The sequence below is a fragment of the Bizionia saleffrena genome, assembly GCF_008086175.1.
Taxonomy (GTDB): Bacteria; Bacteroidota; Bacteroidia; order Flavobacteriales; family Flavobacteriaceae; genus Bizionia; species Bizionia saleffrena.
This window is the reverse complement of the sequence record NZ_VSKM01000004.1, coordinates 179,471-195,862: the sequence shown is the minus strand read 5'-3', so window position 1 is coordinate 195,862 and position 16,392 is coordinate 179,471. Positions and strand designations below refer to the sequence as shown.

Here is a 16,392-nt window from a genome sequence, read left to right as displayed (position 1 = left end):
AAATGGACAAATTACCAAAAGTAGGAATACCAATAATAATAGGAATTGTAATACTTTTAATAGTATTATTTAAATCGACAGTAACGATTGACTCCGGTAAAGCAGGTGTGTTATATCGAACCTTTGATAATGGTGTAGTAACCGACGAGCCACCTTTAGGTGAAGGATTTCATATTGTTGCCCCTTGGAACAGAGTGACTGTTTACGAAGTGCGTCAGCAAGAAATTTTAGAGCAAATGAATGTGTTATCTTCAAACGGGTTAGATATTAGATTAGAAGCTTCAGTTTGGTTTCAGCCTAGATTCGAAGATTTGGCTAAATTACATCAAGAAAAAAGTCAGATGTACAAAGATCGTGTGCTATTACCAGCAATAAGATCGGCAGCTCGTAGCGTTGTAGGACGTTATACACCAGAACAATTATACTCTAGTAAACGTGATGCCATTCAGCAAGAAATTTTTGTAGAAACAAAAAATATAGTGCAAGATCAATATATCCAGTTAAACGAAGTTTTAGTTAGAGATGTAACGTTGCCATCCACTATAAAAGACGCTATTGAGCGTAAATTAAAGCAAGAGCAAGAGTCTTTAGAGTATGAATTTAGATTAGTTAAAGCTACTAAAGAAGCACAGAAACAAATTATTGAAGCGCAAGGTAAAGCAGATGCGAATAGAATTTTAAGCGCATCGATAACCGATAAAATCCTTCAAGACAAAGGTATTGAAGCTACGATAAAATTATCAGAATCACCTAATAGTAAGGTGGTTGTAATTGGAGCTGGAGATAGCGGAATGCCAATAATTTTAGGAAACTAAACGTCTTAATAAGCTAATGTTAGAATTTTATCATAAAACATTTGGTTTTACAGAATAAAATTAACGATATTTGCACTCAATAAAACAAGAACAATGACATTTATTCAATTCCATCATCATTTTCATAGTTGCTCTCAAGCGAAGTGAAAGTGTATTGAATAAAACCAAGATATTTTTAAAACCCGTTTGAGTAAATCAAACGGGTTTTTTGTTTCTACTCACTATCGATTTACTCAAATTTAATAAATCTAATTAAAATGAGTAAATTAAAAATTGCAGTTCAAAAATCTGGACGACTCAACGAAGAGTCAATGCAAATTCTAAAAAACATTGGAATATCAATCGATAACGGTAAAGAACAACTTAAAGCATCGGCACGAAATTTTCCGTTAGAAGTGTTTTATCTTAGAAATGGCGACATTCCACAGTATTTAAGAGATGGCGTTGTAGATATCGCTATTATCGGGGAGAATGTTTTAATCGAAAAAGGGGAAGATTTACCTATTGTAGAACGTCTAGGCTTTTCTAAATGTAAGGTCTCTATTGCTGTGCCAAAGTCTTCTAAAGCAAAATGTTTAAGAGATTTAGAAGGTAAACGCATAGCCACCTCTTACCCCAACACGGTCAATCAGTTTTTAGAGAAAAATAAGTTAACGGCCGACTTGCACGTTATTAGTGGATCGGTAGAAATTGCCCCAAATATTGGGTTGGCAGATGCTATCTGCGATATCGTTTCTAGCGGTAGTACTTTATTTAAAAACGGATTAAAGGAGATTGAAGTCTTATTAAAATCTGAAGCTGTGCTAGCTGTATCTCCTAAAATTTCAGAAGAAAATAGAGTCTTATTAGATACCATCCAATTTAGAATGCGTGCGGTTTTAAAAGGTCAAAACTCGAAATATGTACTCTTAAACGCACCAAACGAAAAACTAGCGCAAATTATAAAATTACTACCTGGAATGAAAAGTCCAACCGTATTGCCTTTGGATGATAAAGGTTGGAGTTCTGTACATTCAGTAATTAATGAGAATGAATTATGGGCGGTAATAGATGCGTTAAAAGACTCAGGTGCCCAAGGAATTTTAGTATGTCCAATCGAAAAAATGGTAGTGTAATGAATATAATTGAAAACCCTAAAAGAGACTGTTGGGCTGAGCTTTTAAAGCGTCCAACTCAAACAGTAAATGACATTGAAAAAACTGTCAATGAAATATTCGATGATATTAATAGAAATGGCGATGTAGCTGTTTCAAAATACACACATATATTTGATGGTGTGCAATTAACGCGCTTTACTGCATCAGAAGAAGAGATAAATCAAGCAACTCAAGCGGTTTCGCCAGAATTAAAGAAGGCCATACAGCAAGCTAAATCTAATATTGAAAAATTCCACACAGCTCAAAAGACCACAAAAATAGAAATTGAAACCCAAGAAGGTGTTACGTGTTGGCAAGAAAAAAGAGCGATTCAAAAAATAGGATTGTACATCCCTGGTGGGACGGCTCCTTTATTTTCAACGGTTTTAATGTTGGCCATTCCTGCCCAAATTGCGGGTTGTAAAGATATTGTTTTATGTACGCCACCAAATAAAGAGGGTAAAATAGCTAACGAAATTTTGTATGCGGCGCAGGTATGTGGCGTTTCAAAAGTGATTAAAATTGGTGGAATTCAGGCTATTGCCGGACTAACTTTTGGTACAGAAACCATTCCTAAAGTCTACAAAATCTATGGTCCCGGAAACCAATTCGTAACCGTTGCGAAACAAATGGCTACAAAATACGGTGTTGCAATCGATATGCCTGCTGGTCCCAGTGAGCTATTGGTAATGGCCGATGTTACCGCTAATGCGGAATACGTGGCCTCTGATTTGTTAAGTCAAGCAGAGCACGGGGCCGATAGTCAAGTGCTATTAGTGTCAACTTCAAAACCTTTAATTACTGCTGTCGAAAAGGAGGTTGAAAAACAGTTAAAGGTTTTGCCAAGGCAGGCAATGGCAAAAAAAGCAATAGAAAACTCTAAGTTAATTTTGGTGAAGAATGATGCAGAAGCTTTAGATTTAATAAATGAATACGCCCCCGAGCATTTTATAATTTGTACAGAAAACGAAGCGTTCTATTGTAACGGTATCGTCAATGCAGGCTCCGTTTTTGTTGGTAATTTTACACCTGAAAGTGCTGGCGATTATGCGTCGGGAACCAACCACACTTTACCTACTAATGGATTTAGTAAAGCCTATTCGGGAGTAAATTTAGATAGTTTTATGAAGAGTATGACGTTTCAAAAAATCACTAAAAAAGGGTTGTTAAATATTGGTAAAACAATTGAAATAATGGCAGAAGCTGAAGGCCTACACGCTCACAAAAATGCCGTTTCCATCCGATTAAAAGATTTATAATGAGTATACAACATTTAATAAGAGCAAACATAAAGGCCTTAAAACCGTACTCTTCAGCACGCGACGAGTTTCAGGAAAAAAGCAATGCGATGGTGTTTTTAGATGCTAACGAAAATCCGTTCGAAAATGGCGTTAATCGGTATCCCGATCCGCAACAATTAGAAGTAAAAAATCTATTGTCACAAATAAAGGAGTGTCCGATAGAAAATATAGTTTTAGGTAATGGAAGCGATGAAATCTTAGACCTAATCATTAGAGCGTTTTGTGAGCCCAATCAAGACAATATAATCACCCTGCCGCCAACCTATGGTATGTATGAGGTTTTGGCTAATATAAATGCTGTAGCGGTTAAAAAAGTAGTGTTAACCGAAGACTTTCAACCACGAGTCGACGCTATTTTAGAGGCGGCCACAGCACATAGTAAAATTTTGTTTTTATGTTCACCTAATAATCCTTCTGGAAATAGTTTCTCGGGAGATAGTGTTGACGAATTATTGCGTAAATTTAAGGGTGTTGTAGTGATAGATGAAGCATACATCGATTTTTCAGAGCAACAAAGTTGGTTAAATAAATTAGAGCAATTCCCTAATCTTATTATTACACAAACCTTATCTAAAGCCTATGGTTTAGCGGCGATTAGACTTGGTGTGTGTTACGCTTCCGCAGAAATAACGCGCGTGCTTAACAGTATAAAACCGCCGTATAATGTAAACGCATTAACTCAAGAAAAAGCAAAAGAGAGACTGTTAAATATCGATATTGTTTCCGAAGAAATTGAACGGATTAAAAACAATAGATCCACTCTAATTTCAGCTTTAAAGTCCATTTATTGCGTTGAGAAAATTTATCCGTCAGACTGTAATTTCGTGCTTATAAAAGTTGATAATGCTACAAAACGGTATAGTGAATTAATTAATAAGGGCATTGTGATTAGAAACAGAACAAACGAGTCGTTATGCCATAATTGTTTACGTTTAACCGTTGGGACAACTAAGGAAAATGCGTTATTAATACAAAGCTTAGAAGCTTTAAAATAGAATTTAAAAATGAAAAAAGTATTATTTATAGACCGAGACGGTACACTAATTAAGGAACCGGCCGATGAACAAATTGATGCATTCGATAAACTAGAATTCTATCCCAAAGTGTTTCAATATCTAAGTAAAATAGCGACTGAATTAGATTTTGAAATTGTAATGGTTACCAACCAAGATGGTTTAGGCACTAAAGGGTATCCCGAAAACACGTTTTGGCCCGTTCAGAATTTTATTTTAAAAACTTTTGAAGCAGAAGGTGTTCTCTTTAAAGAACAATTTATAGATAAAACTTTTGCTAAAGATAATGCGCCCACACGCAAACCAAGTACAGGGTTATTAACCCAGTATTTCTCTAAAGATTACGATTTAGCAAATTCCTTTGTTATTGGAGATCGCTTAACCGATGTAGAATTGGCAAAAAATTTAAATGCTCGGGCTATTTTTATAAATGATAATACTAATTTAGGAACAAGTGAAATTACAGTAAAACAAACCGATTTACAATCTTTTATAGCTCTAGAAACAAACGATTGGAAGGTGATTTACGAGTTTTTAAAGCTTAAAGAACGCTCTGCGCGTAGTATTAGAAATACTAATGAAACTAAAATAGCTATTGAATTAAATTTAGACGGAACAGGCAATAGTGAAATAGACACGGGGATTGCTTTTTTCGACCATATGTTAGATCAAATTGCACGACACGGTCAATTAGATTTAAACATTAAAGTTGTTGGGGATTTAGATGTCGATGAACATCACACCATTGAAGATACGGCAATCGCTTTAGGTGACGTTTTTGCAGAAGCATTAGGTAACAAATTAGGAGTGGAACGGTACGGATTTTGTTTACCAATGGACGATTGTTTAGCACAAGTAGCGATCGACTTTGGCGGTAGAAATTGGTTAGTTTGGGAAGCCGATTTTAAACGCGAGATGATTGGTAAAATGCCCACAGAAATGTTTGTTCACTTTTTTAAATCCTTTACCGATGGGGCAAAGTGTAACTTAAATATAAAAGCTGAAGGTGCAAACGAACACCACAAAATTGAAGCTATTTTTAAAGCCTTTGCTAAAGCCATAAAAATGGCTGTAAAACGCGATACAGAGAAAATGGTGTTACCCAGCACAAAAGGTGTGCTATAGGTATTTATTAATGAATATTAAAGAACAGATAATGAATGTAGTTATTATAGATTACGGCGCTGGAAATATTAAAAGCTTGCAATTTGCTTTTAAGCGCTTAGGCGTAGCGGCAAAACTAACTAGTATTCCAGAGGAGATTAGTGTGGCAGATAAAGTTATCTTTCCTGGTGTCGGAGAAGCGAGTAGCGCTATGGAAATGTTAAAAAAGAGTAAATTAGACCTTCTTATCCCTACTTTAAAACAACCCGTCTTAGGCATTTGCTTAGGTATGCAATTATTATGTAACAGCTCAGAAGAAGGGAGTACTAATGGTTTAGGAATCTTTAACACCGAAGTAAAACAATTTTCTACGGTTGTTAAAGTGCCTCAAATGGGATGGAATACTATTACCAATTTAAAATCGGGGTTGTTTAAAAACATTAAGGAAGACGCGTTCATGTATTTGGTGCATAGTTTTTATGCGGTAACAAACGCGCAAACCATTGCAACAACCCATTACGATTTGGATTACGCTTCAGCCTTACAACATAATAATTTTTATGGTGTACAATTTCATCCTGAGAAAAGCGGTGAAATTGGCGCGCAACTTTTAAGGAACTTTTTGACCTTAGAGTAAGCTATTTTAAAAACATTCAATAAAAAATAAAGAAAGAGATCGTCATTTTAATAATGACTAGCAGCAAAGAAACTTATGAGAATACTACCAGCAATAGATATAATAGACGGTAAATGTGTACGCTTAACGAAAGGCGATTACAGCACAAAAAAAATATATAACGAAAACCCTTTGGAGGTTGCCAAACAGTTTGAAGATTCAGGGATTACTTACCTACATTTAGTGGATTTAGATGGGGCTAAAGCAAAGCATATTGTGAATTACAAAGTGTTAGAAAATATTGCCACAAAAACAAATTTGAAAATAGATTTTGGCGGCGGATTAAAATCTAGTGACGATTTAATAACGGCTTTTAATTCTGGAGCAAAGCAAATAACGGGAGGAAGTATTGCGGTGCATGATACCGAAATTTTCGAAAGTTGGGTGGCTAAGTACGGTTCTCAGAAAATTATTTTGGGAGCCGATTGTAAAAACGAAAATATTGCCATTAGTGGTTGGTTAGAAGAAAGCAGTTTAAAAGTGGTACCTTTTATAAAAGAATACCAGAAAAAAGGAATTCAATACGTTATTTGTACCGATATCGCGAAAGATGGAATGCTAGAAGGGCCGTCGTTCGATTTATATAAAAAAATTATTTCAGAATGTTCTAACGGTAACAGTACAGATCAATCTATAAAATTAATAGCTTCTGGTGGTATTTCAAGTATCGATGAGTTGCCAAAACTAAAAGCGCTAGGCTGTGAAGCTGTAATTATAGGAAAAGCCATTTACGAAAACCGAATCAGTTTAAAAGAATTAGAACGTTTTGTTTAACTAATTTAAAGAATATTATAGAATCCAAATCACATATTATGTTAACAAAACGCATTATTCCGTGTCTCGATATAAAGAACGGACGCACCGTAAAAGGAATTAATTTTAAGCAATTACGAGATGCCGGCGATCCTGTAGAATTAGCAAAACGCTATGCCGATATGGGGGCAGATGAACTTGTATTTTTAGACATCTCTGCTACTTTAGAAGAACGAAACACCACTTTAGAGATGGTTTTAAAGGTCGCAGAGCACATTAATATTCCGTTTACTGTTGGTGGTGGTATTTCTTCAATAGAGGATGTTGATAGGCTTTTAAAATCGGGAGCAGATAAAGTGTCTGTAAATTCTTCAGCCATTAAAAATCCCGAGCTTATTAATGCGTTATCTAATAAATTTGGTAAACAATGTATTACGGTGGCTATCGACGCGAAAGAGATCGATGGGGAGTGGATTGTGCATTTAGCCGGCGGAAGCATACCAACAAAATTAAATATGTTCGATTGGGCAAAAGAAGTTGAAAGTAGGGGGGCAGGAGAAATTTTGTTTACTTCTATGAACAATGACGGTACAAAATCTGGTTTTGCAAATTCAGCGTTAGCGAAATTATCTCAGAGTCTGAATATTCCTATTATTGCTTCAGGCGGCGCAGGAACTATACAACATTTTGTAGCGGCTTTTACTTTAGGACAAGCAGATGCCGCTTTGGCTGCCAGTGTTTTTCATTTTAATGAAATCACTATCCCAGATTTAAAAAGAGAACTTCAAAATAAGGGTATTCCTATGCGTCTATAAGCAAATTATAATATAAAAAAGGCTACAACATAAAAAAATAAAAGAATGAATATAGATTTTAATAAAAATAATGATGGATTAGTGCCTGCAATAATCCAAGATAGCAATACCAAGAATGTATTGATGTTGGGGTATATGAATGAAGACGCTTTTAACACCACTGAAAAAACTAAAAAAGTAACATTTTATAGTAGAACAAAGCAGAGGCTTTGGATGAAAGGTGAAGAAAGTGGAAATGTATTACACGTAGTCGACATACAACTAGATTGCGATAACGATACCTTATTAATTCTCGTTAAACCCGAAGGACCGACGTGCCATAAAGGATCTGATACGTGTTGGAACACCAAAAACGAGGTACATTATGGGTTTATTTCTAATTTAGAAAAAACTATTGAAGCTCGAATTAAAGTTGGTAATACTGAAAAATCGTATGTCGCATCACTTTTTGAAAAAGGAATTAATAAAGTGGCACAAAAAGTAGGTGAGGAAGCCATTGAAGTGGTTATTGAAGCTAAAGATAATAACGATGTGCTATTTTTAAGTGAAAGTGCAGATCTACTGTTTCATTACTTATTATTATTGCAAGCAAAAGGCTTTAAAATTGACGATGTGGTAACTGTTTTAAAGGAGAGAGAGAAGTAGGAAACAAAATAACTTCGTGCGAAGTGAGACTTATTATTTTAAAAGTCTTGGTTTATCCTTAGTATATTTAAGTTAAATCAAGACTTGATATTTTTAATTTAAATCCGCTATAAAATCCAACCCTTACTTTCCGCTTTTTTAGCCAAGTAAAAAATCACGAAACCAAAAACTAAAACCATCATTGGCATAATAATCGCCCCTGGTCCGTAAACTTCTAAAGCGTTACTTATAAACAAATTATAGGTGAGTTGGATAGTAATCCCTATTAAAGATATTAGTAAAAGGGGTTTCGCCCATTTTGTTCTTAATAAAAGCGCCACACTTCCTAAAAAACCAAAAAAGACAGCGGTAGCAAATGCAGCCATTACCCAATCTGGAGTGTTTATAACCATTGTTAGGGTTTCTAGATCGGGGTACAGCGCTTTAAAAGCTTCGGTTTGGTAAGCGTGTTGTAAATATTTGTAAATGCCTAAAGCATTCCAAAGCAAGGCAAAGGCAGCAATAATCCAATACCAAATGGGTAGTTTTTGTTTAACGATTTTAGACATATATTAATGTTTTATTTAGTTTATAAAATACAAGGTATTAAAATTTTGCGAAATGTAATTTTATAAACTACTTTCGGCCAAAATTATATAATTTTGAAGAAGTTTTTCTACGTTATTACTTTACAATATTTAGGATATAGATTTCACGGATGGCAAAAGCAGCCTAACCTGAAAACGGTTCATTTAATGGTGGACAGAACACTGAATTTTATTTTAGAAGGAAAACGTTTTAAAAGTTTAAGCTCCGGCAGAACGGATGCTATGGTTTCGGCAGAAAATGCTGCATTCGAATTATTTCTATACGAGCCCATAGAAGATTTAACCACGTTTTTAACGTTATTTAATCATAACTTACCACAAGATATTCGCGCAACGGGCATTCGTGAAGTCGACGCTAAGTTTAATATTATTCAGCATTCAAAACTTAAAGAATACAATTATGTTTTCGCTTATGGAGATAAGTTTCACCCCTTTTGTGCGCCTATATTAACAACTATTTTAGACGATTTAGATATCGAGATAATGAAAGAAGGCGCCAAACTCTTTGAGGGAGAACACTATTTTAAAAGCTATAGTTACCGGCCAACCGATCACGGTATTTATACCCGAACCCTCTTGTTGTGTGAACTTGTTGAAAACACAAAATACACTGCCAATTTCTTTCCAGAAACCACGTATATGTTAAGAGTAAAGGGGAAAGGTTTTATGAGAAACCAAATACGATTAATGATGGGGGCTTTATTCGATTTGGGTAAAGGTAAATTGAGTTTAGACGATATTAAGAACTCACTAACCGTAGAAAATACTGCCAAAATGGAGTATATCGCACCAGCTTCAGGATTAATTCTAAGCAAAATAGATTTTGAGTAATATGATTTAAAACTGTTAAAATTATTTGTAATTATATTTTATTTTAACATAATTTACGTTAAGAGATTGACAGTAAGGTTAAAATATGTTAAAATAATTGACTTCGCCTAATACTCTGTTTATATTGAATGGAAACCAAAAAAGACTATTCAATTATGAGCTATTTAAATATACAAGACGAAAAATTATTACCTGTAGTAATGGATCTCAATACGTTGTTGGCAGATTACCATATTTACTACCAAAAACTAAGAACGTTTCACTGGAATGTTTTAGGGAAAAACTTCTTCGATTTACATATTCAGTTCGAAGAAATGTATAACGATGCTAAAGTTAAGATAGACGAAGTTGCAGAACGCATATTAACACTAAGACATCACCCTGTTAGTAAATTTAGTGACTACTTAAAAATATCATCATTAGAAGAAGGAAATGCTTTAGTGTCAGACCAAGATATGGTTACTGAGTTAATAGGCGATCATAAAAAAATCTTAGCGCAAATGTCTGAAATTATCGAGAAAGCTAACAGTGCGGGCGACGAGGGAACTATCGACTTAATTGGAGCTTACATTCGTGAGTTAGAAAAATCGAGTTGGATGTTAAATGCTTGGTCTAAAAAAGCAAAAGAACATTTAAACGTAAATGAATTAAAAACGGTAAAAAGGTAACTCACCGTTTTATAATGTCATTACAAAAATGTTCTAACCACCTATTGATTAACCCATAACTAACGACTAAAAATGCAAGATCAAATTAACAAATCATTTAATTTATTATCAGAGAAACTTTTAAGTTGGTTTAATGCTTTTGTAAAAAATCTGCCTAATTTACTAATAGCAATTATAGTATTAGTCGCTTTTTATTATATCGCCAAATATGCTTCAAAATTAGTAAAACGATTAATTTCTAAACGCATAAACCAAGATTCGCTAGTCAATATCATTTCTAAAATGACCACTATTGTTGTTGTTGCTATAGGGTTATTTCTAGCGTTAGGAGTGCTCAATTTGAGCAAAACTTTAGAAACGTTAATTGGAGCGGCAGGGGTTTCCGGATTGGTTATCGGTTTGGCATTACAAGGTACACTAAGTAATACATTTGCTGGTATTGTACTTAGTTTTAGAAAATCTATAGAATTAGGACATTGGGTAGAAACCAATGGATTCTCTGGAGAAGTTGTAGAAATTAGCCTTAAAAATTTTGTTGTTAGAGAGGCTGATAATAATATGGTAATGATACCGAATAAGAATATTCTAGAAAATCCAGTAAAAAACTATTCTTTAACGCCAAAAATAAGAGTCTCTTTTAATTGCGGTGTGGGTTACGAGTCTAACCTTGAATTTGTTGAAGAGTTAACAAAAAAAACCATAGTCAATGCTTTTAAAGGCATTGAAAAAGAGGAGGATGTAGAATTTTATTACCAAGAGTTTGGGGGGAGTTCTATTAATTTTTTATGCCGATTTTGGATTGAGGGTGATAAAGCCATTTATAAACTTAGAGCCATCAATACGGCCATTATCGCATTAAAAAAAGCATTCGATAAAAACGATATTAATATACCGTTCCCTATAAGAACATTACAATTTGATAACGAATTAACATTAGACAAAAATAACGTTGAGAAACAACCAAAAGAAGAAAAGCAATAGAATTTAATATTAACCTTAAAACCAGAAATTATGTTACGTTGAACCATCACATTCATTATTATTGCATTAATCGCTGGGGTTTTAGGCTTTGGAGGCATTGCCGGAGGAGCAGCTGGAATAGCTAAAATATGTTTCTTCATATTTATAGTGCTTTTTATACTGTCACTTATAAATGGCGGGTTAAAAAAGTAATAATAACAATAAAATGTAGTCAATAATAAAATTATAATAAGAAGCGAAAATTAGTTGAAAATTGATTATATTTATTTAAACTAAAAACTAATATTAACTTTAAAAACCACAAAAATGAAAAAATTAGCCTATACATTTATTGTATTATTTACAATGGCAACTGTTTTTACAGGATGTAGAGAAGAAAAATCTGCAGGAGACGCTATTGAAGATGTTGCAGATGATATTGAAGATGCAGTAGATTAATGTGCTGTACACCATTAAAATAATTAGTTATAATAACTAATTAGCTTAGAGTCTCGGGTATTCCGAGGCTTTTTCTATTTTTAAAAACTAAAAAAAGTCACAAAAATGAATGCAAAGCCTATATTTAAATTCTTAAACGCATTAGAAAAAAATAATAATAGAGAATGGTTTGCCGACAATAAACAAGAATTTAGAAATATTGAAACCGAAATAAAAATAGTCTATAATTCAATTTTAGAAGTCCTGAATACACACGACAATGTAGATAAAGTGAAGATTTTTAGGATTTATCGCGATGTGCGTTTTTCTAAAAACAAACTACCTTATAAAATACATTTTGGAGGGTCTTTTCATAGGGTGAAACCAGAACTAAGAGGTGGGTATTATTTGCAAATCCAACCTAATAATAAAAGTTTTATGGCTGCAGGCTTTTGGAATCCAGAGCCAACCGATTTATTAAGAATCCGCAAAGAATTTGAAACTGATGCGAGTGAAATGCGTGAGGTTTTAGAAGGAGCAGTCTTAAAAAACACTTGGGGAACACTTACTGGGGATGAAGTAAAAACAGCACCCAAAGGATTTAGCCGCGATCATAAAAACATAGATTTAATAAGAAAGAAGCAATTTATATTTACTAAAAACTTTACTGATGCCGAAGTTTTAGATCCTAACTTCACCGACCTTGTAAGTGATTCATTTAAAGCTATTCGTCCATATTTTAATTATATGAGTAACGTATTGACTACCGATTTAAATGGAGTTTCTACCATTTAATTAGATTTTAGCATATTTCGTAAAGCGTAGCAGTAACCAACATAAAAACTAATTTGAAACTACTAAATAACGTTATTTAAATAGTTGTTTTATAACCTTTTATACCAGTGGCACACCCATAAAAATAATCGACATTTTCGACTTCAAATTTCAAATTTCTAAAAATATTATATACGGCACCAGAGTTCTTAAAAGCTTCAGTATAAACGCCAAGCATTTTATAAGTTTCCGGATTTCCTAAAAACAGTTTTCCAAAAACAGGAACCATTTTTTTAAGATAAAACATATAAAACGGATTTAGAAGCGTACGATTTGGCACAGAAACGTCAATTAGTGAAAATTTTCCACCTGGCTTTAAAATTCTATTAATTTCAATGGCTAATTTTTCAAGCTGCTTGTTATTAAATGTTTTTAAACCAAAACCAGAAATCACGTAATCGGCAGAGTTATTAGGAATAGAGTTTTCAAAAATATTTTCTTTTAAAATATCTATATTATAACCTTTATACTTGCGTTTCTTTTTTCTGGCACGGTTAATCATTTCCGTAGAGAAATCTATAGCAATGAGTTTAGACGTATTGTCACTATTTTTTAAAATATGTTTCCAACATTCTCCCATACCCGTCATTAAATCGACGGTCGTTTTTCCTTTTTCGATGTTAATTTCTTCAACACATTGCTTTCGCCATCGCTCGCTAAACCCAAAGGAAGTTAGGTAATTCATTTTAGAATACGACGTGCTCATTTTATCAAAAAGCTTTTCAACAAATTTAGGCTCATAAATATCTATCATTATAGAAGTGTGTTAAAAAAGAGCTGCTTATAAAATATCTACAACCGTATACTTTTTGTCATTAAATGTAAAGCTGTCCGTTTTAGATTTTCCTTTTAATAGCATACCGATAGGGGATTGCAACGAAATGGCATAATAAATTTCGTTTTCAATTTCAATTTGGCCTACACTAGTAGATAAGTAAAAAACAATAGTTTCGGTTTTAACGATGCTTCCTAAAGCTGCAGTTGTGTGCGTGCTATTAGGGTTTATTTGCGCCAAAAAATCACGGGTTTTAAGGGCTTCATTTAAATAGCCAGCATTCTTTTCAATATCATTTAATAATTTCCCGTTGCCACCATCTCCATCTTCAGATTCTTTGTCATTATTTTCAATGGCTTCAGCAAGTAATGCCATTTCATTTCTGTAATCCGTAATGCGTTTTTCAACATTATCTTTACAGGCTTGTAATAAGAGTTTTTTTGTCGTCATTACTAATTAAACAGCAGATAAAGTTTGCGATTTCTCGAATAATTGTATGTTACTTTGTAAGCGTTCTCTTACTATATTGATTAAGCGTTTATTTAAAGCTGAAGAATTTTTAATATAATTAGCATATTCTTCCACTGTAAATAGGCCAATTACCATCCCTTTAAGGGCATTTCGTAATTTCATATCTTTTTGCAGCCCGTTTTCAATATAATGTAGACGCTTTTCTAGTGTTAATTCATAAAATACATTTTTATGTTTCGCAATGTAATTTCTAAAAACTTCCGTAAACAATTCACTTTGAAGTTTTATGATGGGACGAAGTGTTTCATTTTGAAAGCGTTCGCCACTACTCATATTTTCAGTGATTTTAATTGATGATATCACTGGTCTTATCGCTAATAATTGCTCTTTACGTGTGCTCATAATTCTTAAATCATTTTATATAAAAGTACTCACAAAGAGATCTCAATAATTTGTAATAAGATTAACTTGTTAACTGGTTTATGAACAATTATATTTATTGAAAAATTATTAAAAATGAAGATTGTAAGCGTCAACAATCCAGAAAACATTGATTTTATACTCCCTAGAGGACATAGCGATACGGCGAAAACATTGGCTTCCACCAGAAATAATATTGCTCTTAAAGTACACGTGAGTCGTCCAAAATTAAGCAAAGCCGATTTAAAATGACTTTACCCCAAAGGAACAAAAGACGAATTGGCGTATTATTCGTCTCAGTTTAATTTCGTTGAATTGAATACAACGTATTATAATTTTTTTCCTGCTGCACAGTTTACAATTTGGTATGATAATACGCTGGCAAATTTTAAATTCTTCGCAAAATTATTTCAGGATAGCAGTAATTCAAAAAGATTAAATGGAGTAGAAGTAGAGGTTAAAGACTTTTTATATAATGCGTCAAATTTAAAAGAAAAGTTAGGTTCTTTTTCTTGCAAATGCACACTAATTTTACGCCAAGTAATTTAACTTGGTACGTGATTTCGTTTACAAATGGTCGAAAGAGATTCCTTTAGTAATCGAATTTAGACATACTGAATGGTACAATAATCCATACGTTTCTGAGGCATTTTATCAACTTTTAGAGGCACATACTATCTCCAATATAATCGTAGATACTGTTGGTAGGCGCGATATTCTGCGTATGTAGTTGATTAATTCATCTGCATTTATCCGTTTTGTTAGTGTAACTCATTCTTCTGATTACCAACGATTAGACGATGGCGTAGTAGTTTAACACAATGGAAAACTGAAGGGATTCAAGACGTAAATTATTTAATCATCAAAATATAGAAGAAGAAACTGCACTGTTAGCGACCTATTTTATGGCAGAGATAAATAAGGCTATAGGGGTCAATTAAAAACGCCTAATGGCGGCAGTAACCAAACCTCTCTTTTTTAGATTAATTCTAAAGATTAGATTAATTAAGGTAAAATAAAAAACAAGCACAATTTAATTTTGAAAACGGCGTTATTTTTCAATTAAAAGGAACGATAAACTATAATACAACTTTAACGACTTGATTTTTAATAGTTTATGATTTAGTTGTATATTGCATCGTTAGTAATTAATATTTAATACTCCCTTTTAAGAAACAACAAATAAATTTTAATTTAATAAAATAAATTTATAGTATATGAATAAACACATCAAATGTAGCTTTCTATTGCTACTTCTTTTTCTAAGTTTTTCCGGATTTTCTCAACAAAAATTGCCAATAGACTGTTTAAATGGTATAGAGAATATTTCACAATTACAAGACACCTCTCTCCAAGATATTTTAAATACCGAAATTAATTCTAACGCTAAATGGAGACATCTAATAGACGCTAAGAAAATGTCTATTGGTATTGTAGATTTAAGTGATGAAACTAATATTAGGTACGCTGGTATTAACGATGAAGATATGATGTACGCTGCGAGTTTACCTAAAATAGCTATTTTGCTAGCAGCAATGGATGCGATTGATAAAGGTGAGCTTAAAGACACTAAAGACGTAAGAAACGATTTACGATTAATGATTAGTAAATCGAATAACCAAGCCTCAACACGAATGATTGATCGTTTAGGTTACGACAAAATTGAAGCTGTTTTAAGAGCGCCAGAAACTAAATTGTACGACGAGAATGTTGGTGGCGGCCTATGGGTAGGTAAACGGTATGCAGCTTCTGGAAAACGTCATCCAGAACCAATGAAAGGGTTAAGCCACGCGGCTACAACTAAGCAAGTGTGTAGTTTTTACTACCAATTGGCAATGGGTAATTTAGTGAATACAAAACGCTCTAAGGAAATGTTAGATATTATGAAAGACCCAGCGTTACACCATAAATTTGTAAATACATTAGATCGTATTGCGCCAACAGCAAACGTCTATAGAAAATCGGGTTCTTGGAAAAATTTCCATTCAGATTCTGCTTTAGTTTGGGGGCCCAACAGAAAATACATTATTGTCGCATTAATAGATGACAATTTTGGCGAACAAATTATTAGAAATTTGGTTGAACCATTGGATAAAGTTTTAAAAAAATCGCGTTATTTACTGTAAGAAACTCCAACAGTAAATTAGCAA

Annotated in this window: 22 protein-coding genes; 18 read left to right on the top strand and 4 right to left on the bottom strand. The window is 33.4% G+C overall.

Going from position 1 to position 16,392, the window contains the following annotated elements; genetic code table 11:
- Positions 1 to 2: 2 nt before the first annotated feature.
- The 9 genes from ES676_RS05145 to hisIE all read left to right on the top strand — a co-directional run bounded on the left by ES676_RS05145 (position 3) and on the right by hisIE (position 8,258).
- Positions 3 to 815, top strand: a complete 813-nt coding sequence (locus tag ES676_RS05145) for a prohibitin family protein (RefSeq protein WP_148369030.1) — start codon at positions 3 to 5, stop codon at positions 813 to 815.
- Positions 816 to 1,072: 257 nt separating this feature from the next.
- A complete protein-coding gene (hisG, locus tag ES676_RS05140) occupies positions 1,073 to 1,930 on the top strand; it encodes an ATP phosphoribosyltransferase (protein WP_148369028.1) in 858 nt (285 codons plus the stop codon).
- Positions 1,930 to 3,210, top strand: a complete 1,281-nt coding sequence (gene hisD / locus ES676_RS05135) for a histidinol dehydrogenase (protein WP_148369026.1) — start codon at positions 1,930 to 1,932, stop codon at positions 3,208 to 3,210. Before hisG ends, hisD begins: the two co-directional genes overlap by 1 nt.
- Complete coding sequence (gene hisC, locus ES676_RS05130) at positions 3,210 to 4,247, top strand: histidinol-phosphate transaminase (RefSeq protein WP_148369024.1); 1,038 nt, start codon at positions 3,210 to 3,212, stop codon at positions 4,245 to 4,247. The genes hisD and hisC overlap by 1 nt, the downstream gene beginning before the upstream one ends.
- 9 nt (positions 4,248 to 4,256) lie before the next feature.
- On the top strand, positions 4,257 to 5,390 hold the full coding sequence (gene hisB / locus ES676_RS05125) for a bifunctional histidinol-phosphatase/imidazoleglycerol-phosphate dehydratase HisB (RefSeq protein WP_148369022.1): 1,134 nt from the start codon (positions 4,257 to 4,259) through the stop codon (positions 5,388 to 5,390).
- A 31-nt stretch (positions 5,391 to 5,421) separates the two neighbouring features.
- Positions 5,422 to 6,006 carry an imidazole glycerol phosphate synthase subunit HisH gene (gene hisH / locus ES676_RS05120; RefSeq protein ID WP_148369198.1) on the top strand — a complete coding sequence of 195 codons (585 nt, stop codon included), beginning with the start codon at positions 5,422 to 5,424 and terminating at the stop codon, positions 6,004 to 6,006.
- 75 nt (positions 6,007 to 6,081) lie between these two features.
- Positions 6,082 to 6,819, top strand: coding sequence for a 1-(5-phosphoribosyl)-5-[(5-phosphoribosylamino)methylideneamino]imidazole-4-carboxamide isomerase (gene hisA / locus ES676_RS05115; protein ID WP_148369020.1), 738 nt, complete (start codon positions 6,082 to 6,084; stop codon positions 6,817 to 6,819).
- A gap of 38 nt (positions 6,820 to 6,857) precedes the next feature.
- The gene (gene hisF / locus ES676_RS05110) at positions 6,858 to 7,613 is read left to right on the top strand and encodes an imidazole glycerol phosphate synthase subunit HisF (protein ID WP_148369018.1); all 756 of its coding nucleotides are present in this window, start codon (positions 6,858 to 6,860) and stop codon (positions 7,611 to 7,613) included.
- Between the two features lie 45 nt (positions 7,614 to 7,658).
- On the top strand, positions 7,659 to 8,258 hold the full coding sequence (gene hisIE, locus ES676_RS05105) for a bifunctional phosphoribosyl-AMP cyclohydrolase/phosphoribosyl-ATP diphosphatase HisIE (RefSeq protein WP_148369017.1): 600 nt from the start codon (positions 7,659 to 7,661) through the stop codon (positions 8,256 to 8,258).
- A gap of 107 nt (positions 8,259 to 8,365) precedes the next feature.
- Here the strand turns inward: hisIE and ES676_RS05100 are convergent, their stop codons facing one another.
- Positions 8,366 to 8,806, bottom strand: a complete 441-nt coding sequence (locus ES676_RS05100; RefSeq protein ID WP_148369016.1) for a hypothetical protein — start codon at positions 8,804 to 8,806, stop codon at positions 8,366 to 8,368.
- A gap of 87 nt (positions 8,807 to 8,893) precedes the next feature.
- Between ES676_RS05100 and ES676_RS05095 the strand changes: the two genes are divergently transcribed.
- The 6 genes from ES676_RS05095 to ES676_RS05075 all read left to right on the top strand — a co-directional run bounded on the left by ES676_RS05095 (position 8,894) and on the right by ES676_RS05075 (position 12,537).
- Positions 8,894 to 9,676, top strand: coding sequence for a tRNA pseudouridine synthase A (locus tag ES676_RS05095; RefSeq protein WP_148369014.1), 783 nt, complete (start codon positions 8,894 to 8,896; stop codon positions 9,674 to 9,676).
- A 155-nt stretch (positions 9,677 to 9,831) separates the two neighbouring features.
- On the top strand, positions 9,832 to 10,344 hold the full coding sequence (locus tag ES676_RS05090) for a Dps family protein (RefSeq protein WP_148369196.1): 513 nt from the start codon (positions 9,832 to 9,834) through the stop codon (positions 10,342 to 10,344).
- Between the two features lie 72 nt (positions 10,345 to 10,416).
- Positions 10,417 to 11,325 (top strand): mechanosensitive ion channel family protein, encoded by a 909-nt coding sequence (locus ES676_RS05085; RefSeq protein WP_148369012.1) that lies wholly within the window; start codon positions 10,417 to 10,419, stop codon positions 11,323 to 11,325.
- Between the two features lie 45 nt (positions 11,326 to 11,370).
- Positions 11,371 to 11,517, top strand: a complete 147-nt coding sequence (locus ES676_RS05080; protein WP_246124457.1) for a DUF1328 domain-containing protein — start codon at positions 11,371 to 11,373, stop codon at positions 11,515 to 11,517.
- Between the two features lie 114 nt (positions 11,518 to 11,631).
- A complete protein-coding gene (locus tag ES676_RS15170; RefSeq protein WP_262484282.1) occupies positions 11,632 to 11,763 on the top strand; it encodes a hypothetical protein in 132 nt (43 codons plus the stop codon).
- A 105-nt stretch (positions 11,764 to 11,868) separates the two neighbouring features.
- Complete coding sequence (locus ES676_RS05075; protein ID WP_148369010.1) at positions 11,869 to 12,537, top strand: DUF2461 domain-containing protein; 669 nt, start codon at positions 11,869 to 11,871, stop codon at positions 12,535 to 12,537.
- 76 nt (positions 12,538 to 12,613) lie between these two features.
- Here the strand turns inward: ES676_RS05075 and ES676_RS05070 are convergent, their stop codons facing one another.
- Genes ES676_RS05070 through ES676_RS05060 form a run of 3 tightly spaced genes read right to left on the bottom strand, consistent with a single transcriptional unit; the run spans position 12,614 to position 14,224 of the window.
- Positions 12,614 to 13,330, bottom strand: coding sequence for a class I SAM-dependent methyltransferase (locus ES676_RS05070; RefSeq protein WP_148369008.1), 717 nt, complete (start codon positions 13,328 to 13,330; stop codon positions 12,614 to 12,616).
- A gap of 27 nt (positions 13,331 to 13,357) precedes the next feature.
- Positions 13,358 to 13,801 carry a hypothetical protein gene (locus ES676_RS05065; protein ID WP_148369006.1) on the bottom strand — a complete coding sequence of 148 codons (444 nt, stop codon included), beginning with the start codon at positions 13,799 to 13,801 and terminating at the stop codon, positions 13,358 to 13,360.
- A 6-nt stretch (positions 13,802 to 13,807) separates the two neighbouring features.
- Positions 13,808 to 14,224, bottom strand: coding sequence for a glyoxalase (locus ES676_RS05060; RefSeq protein WP_148369004.1), 417 nt, complete (start codon positions 14,222 to 14,224; stop codon positions 13,808 to 13,810).
- 114 nt (positions 14,225 to 14,338) lie between these two features.
- Here ES676_RS05060 and ES676_RS15055 point away from each other — a divergent pair, with 114 nt between their 5' ends.
- From ES676_RS15055 to ES676_RS05050, 3 genes are all read left to right on the top strand, one after another.
- Positions 14,339 to 14,494, top strand: a complete 156-nt coding sequence (locus ES676_RS15055; protein WP_246130307.1) for a hypothetical protein — start codon at positions 14,339 to 14,341, stop codon at positions 14,492 to 14,494.
- 27 nt (positions 14,495 to 14,521) lie between these two features.
- Positions 14,522 to 14,791 (top strand): DUF72 domain-containing protein, encoded by a 270-nt coding sequence (locus ES676_RS15050; protein ID WP_317130822.1) that lies wholly within the window; start codon positions 14,522 to 14,524, stop codon positions 14,789 to 14,791.
- Positions 14,792 to 15,459: 668 nt separating this feature from the next.
- Entirely contained in the window at positions 15,460 to 16,368 is a 909-nt protein-coding gene (locus ES676_RS05050) for a serine hydrolase (protein ID WP_148369002.1), read from the top strand.
- Positions 16,369 to 16,392: the final 24 nt, after the last annotated feature.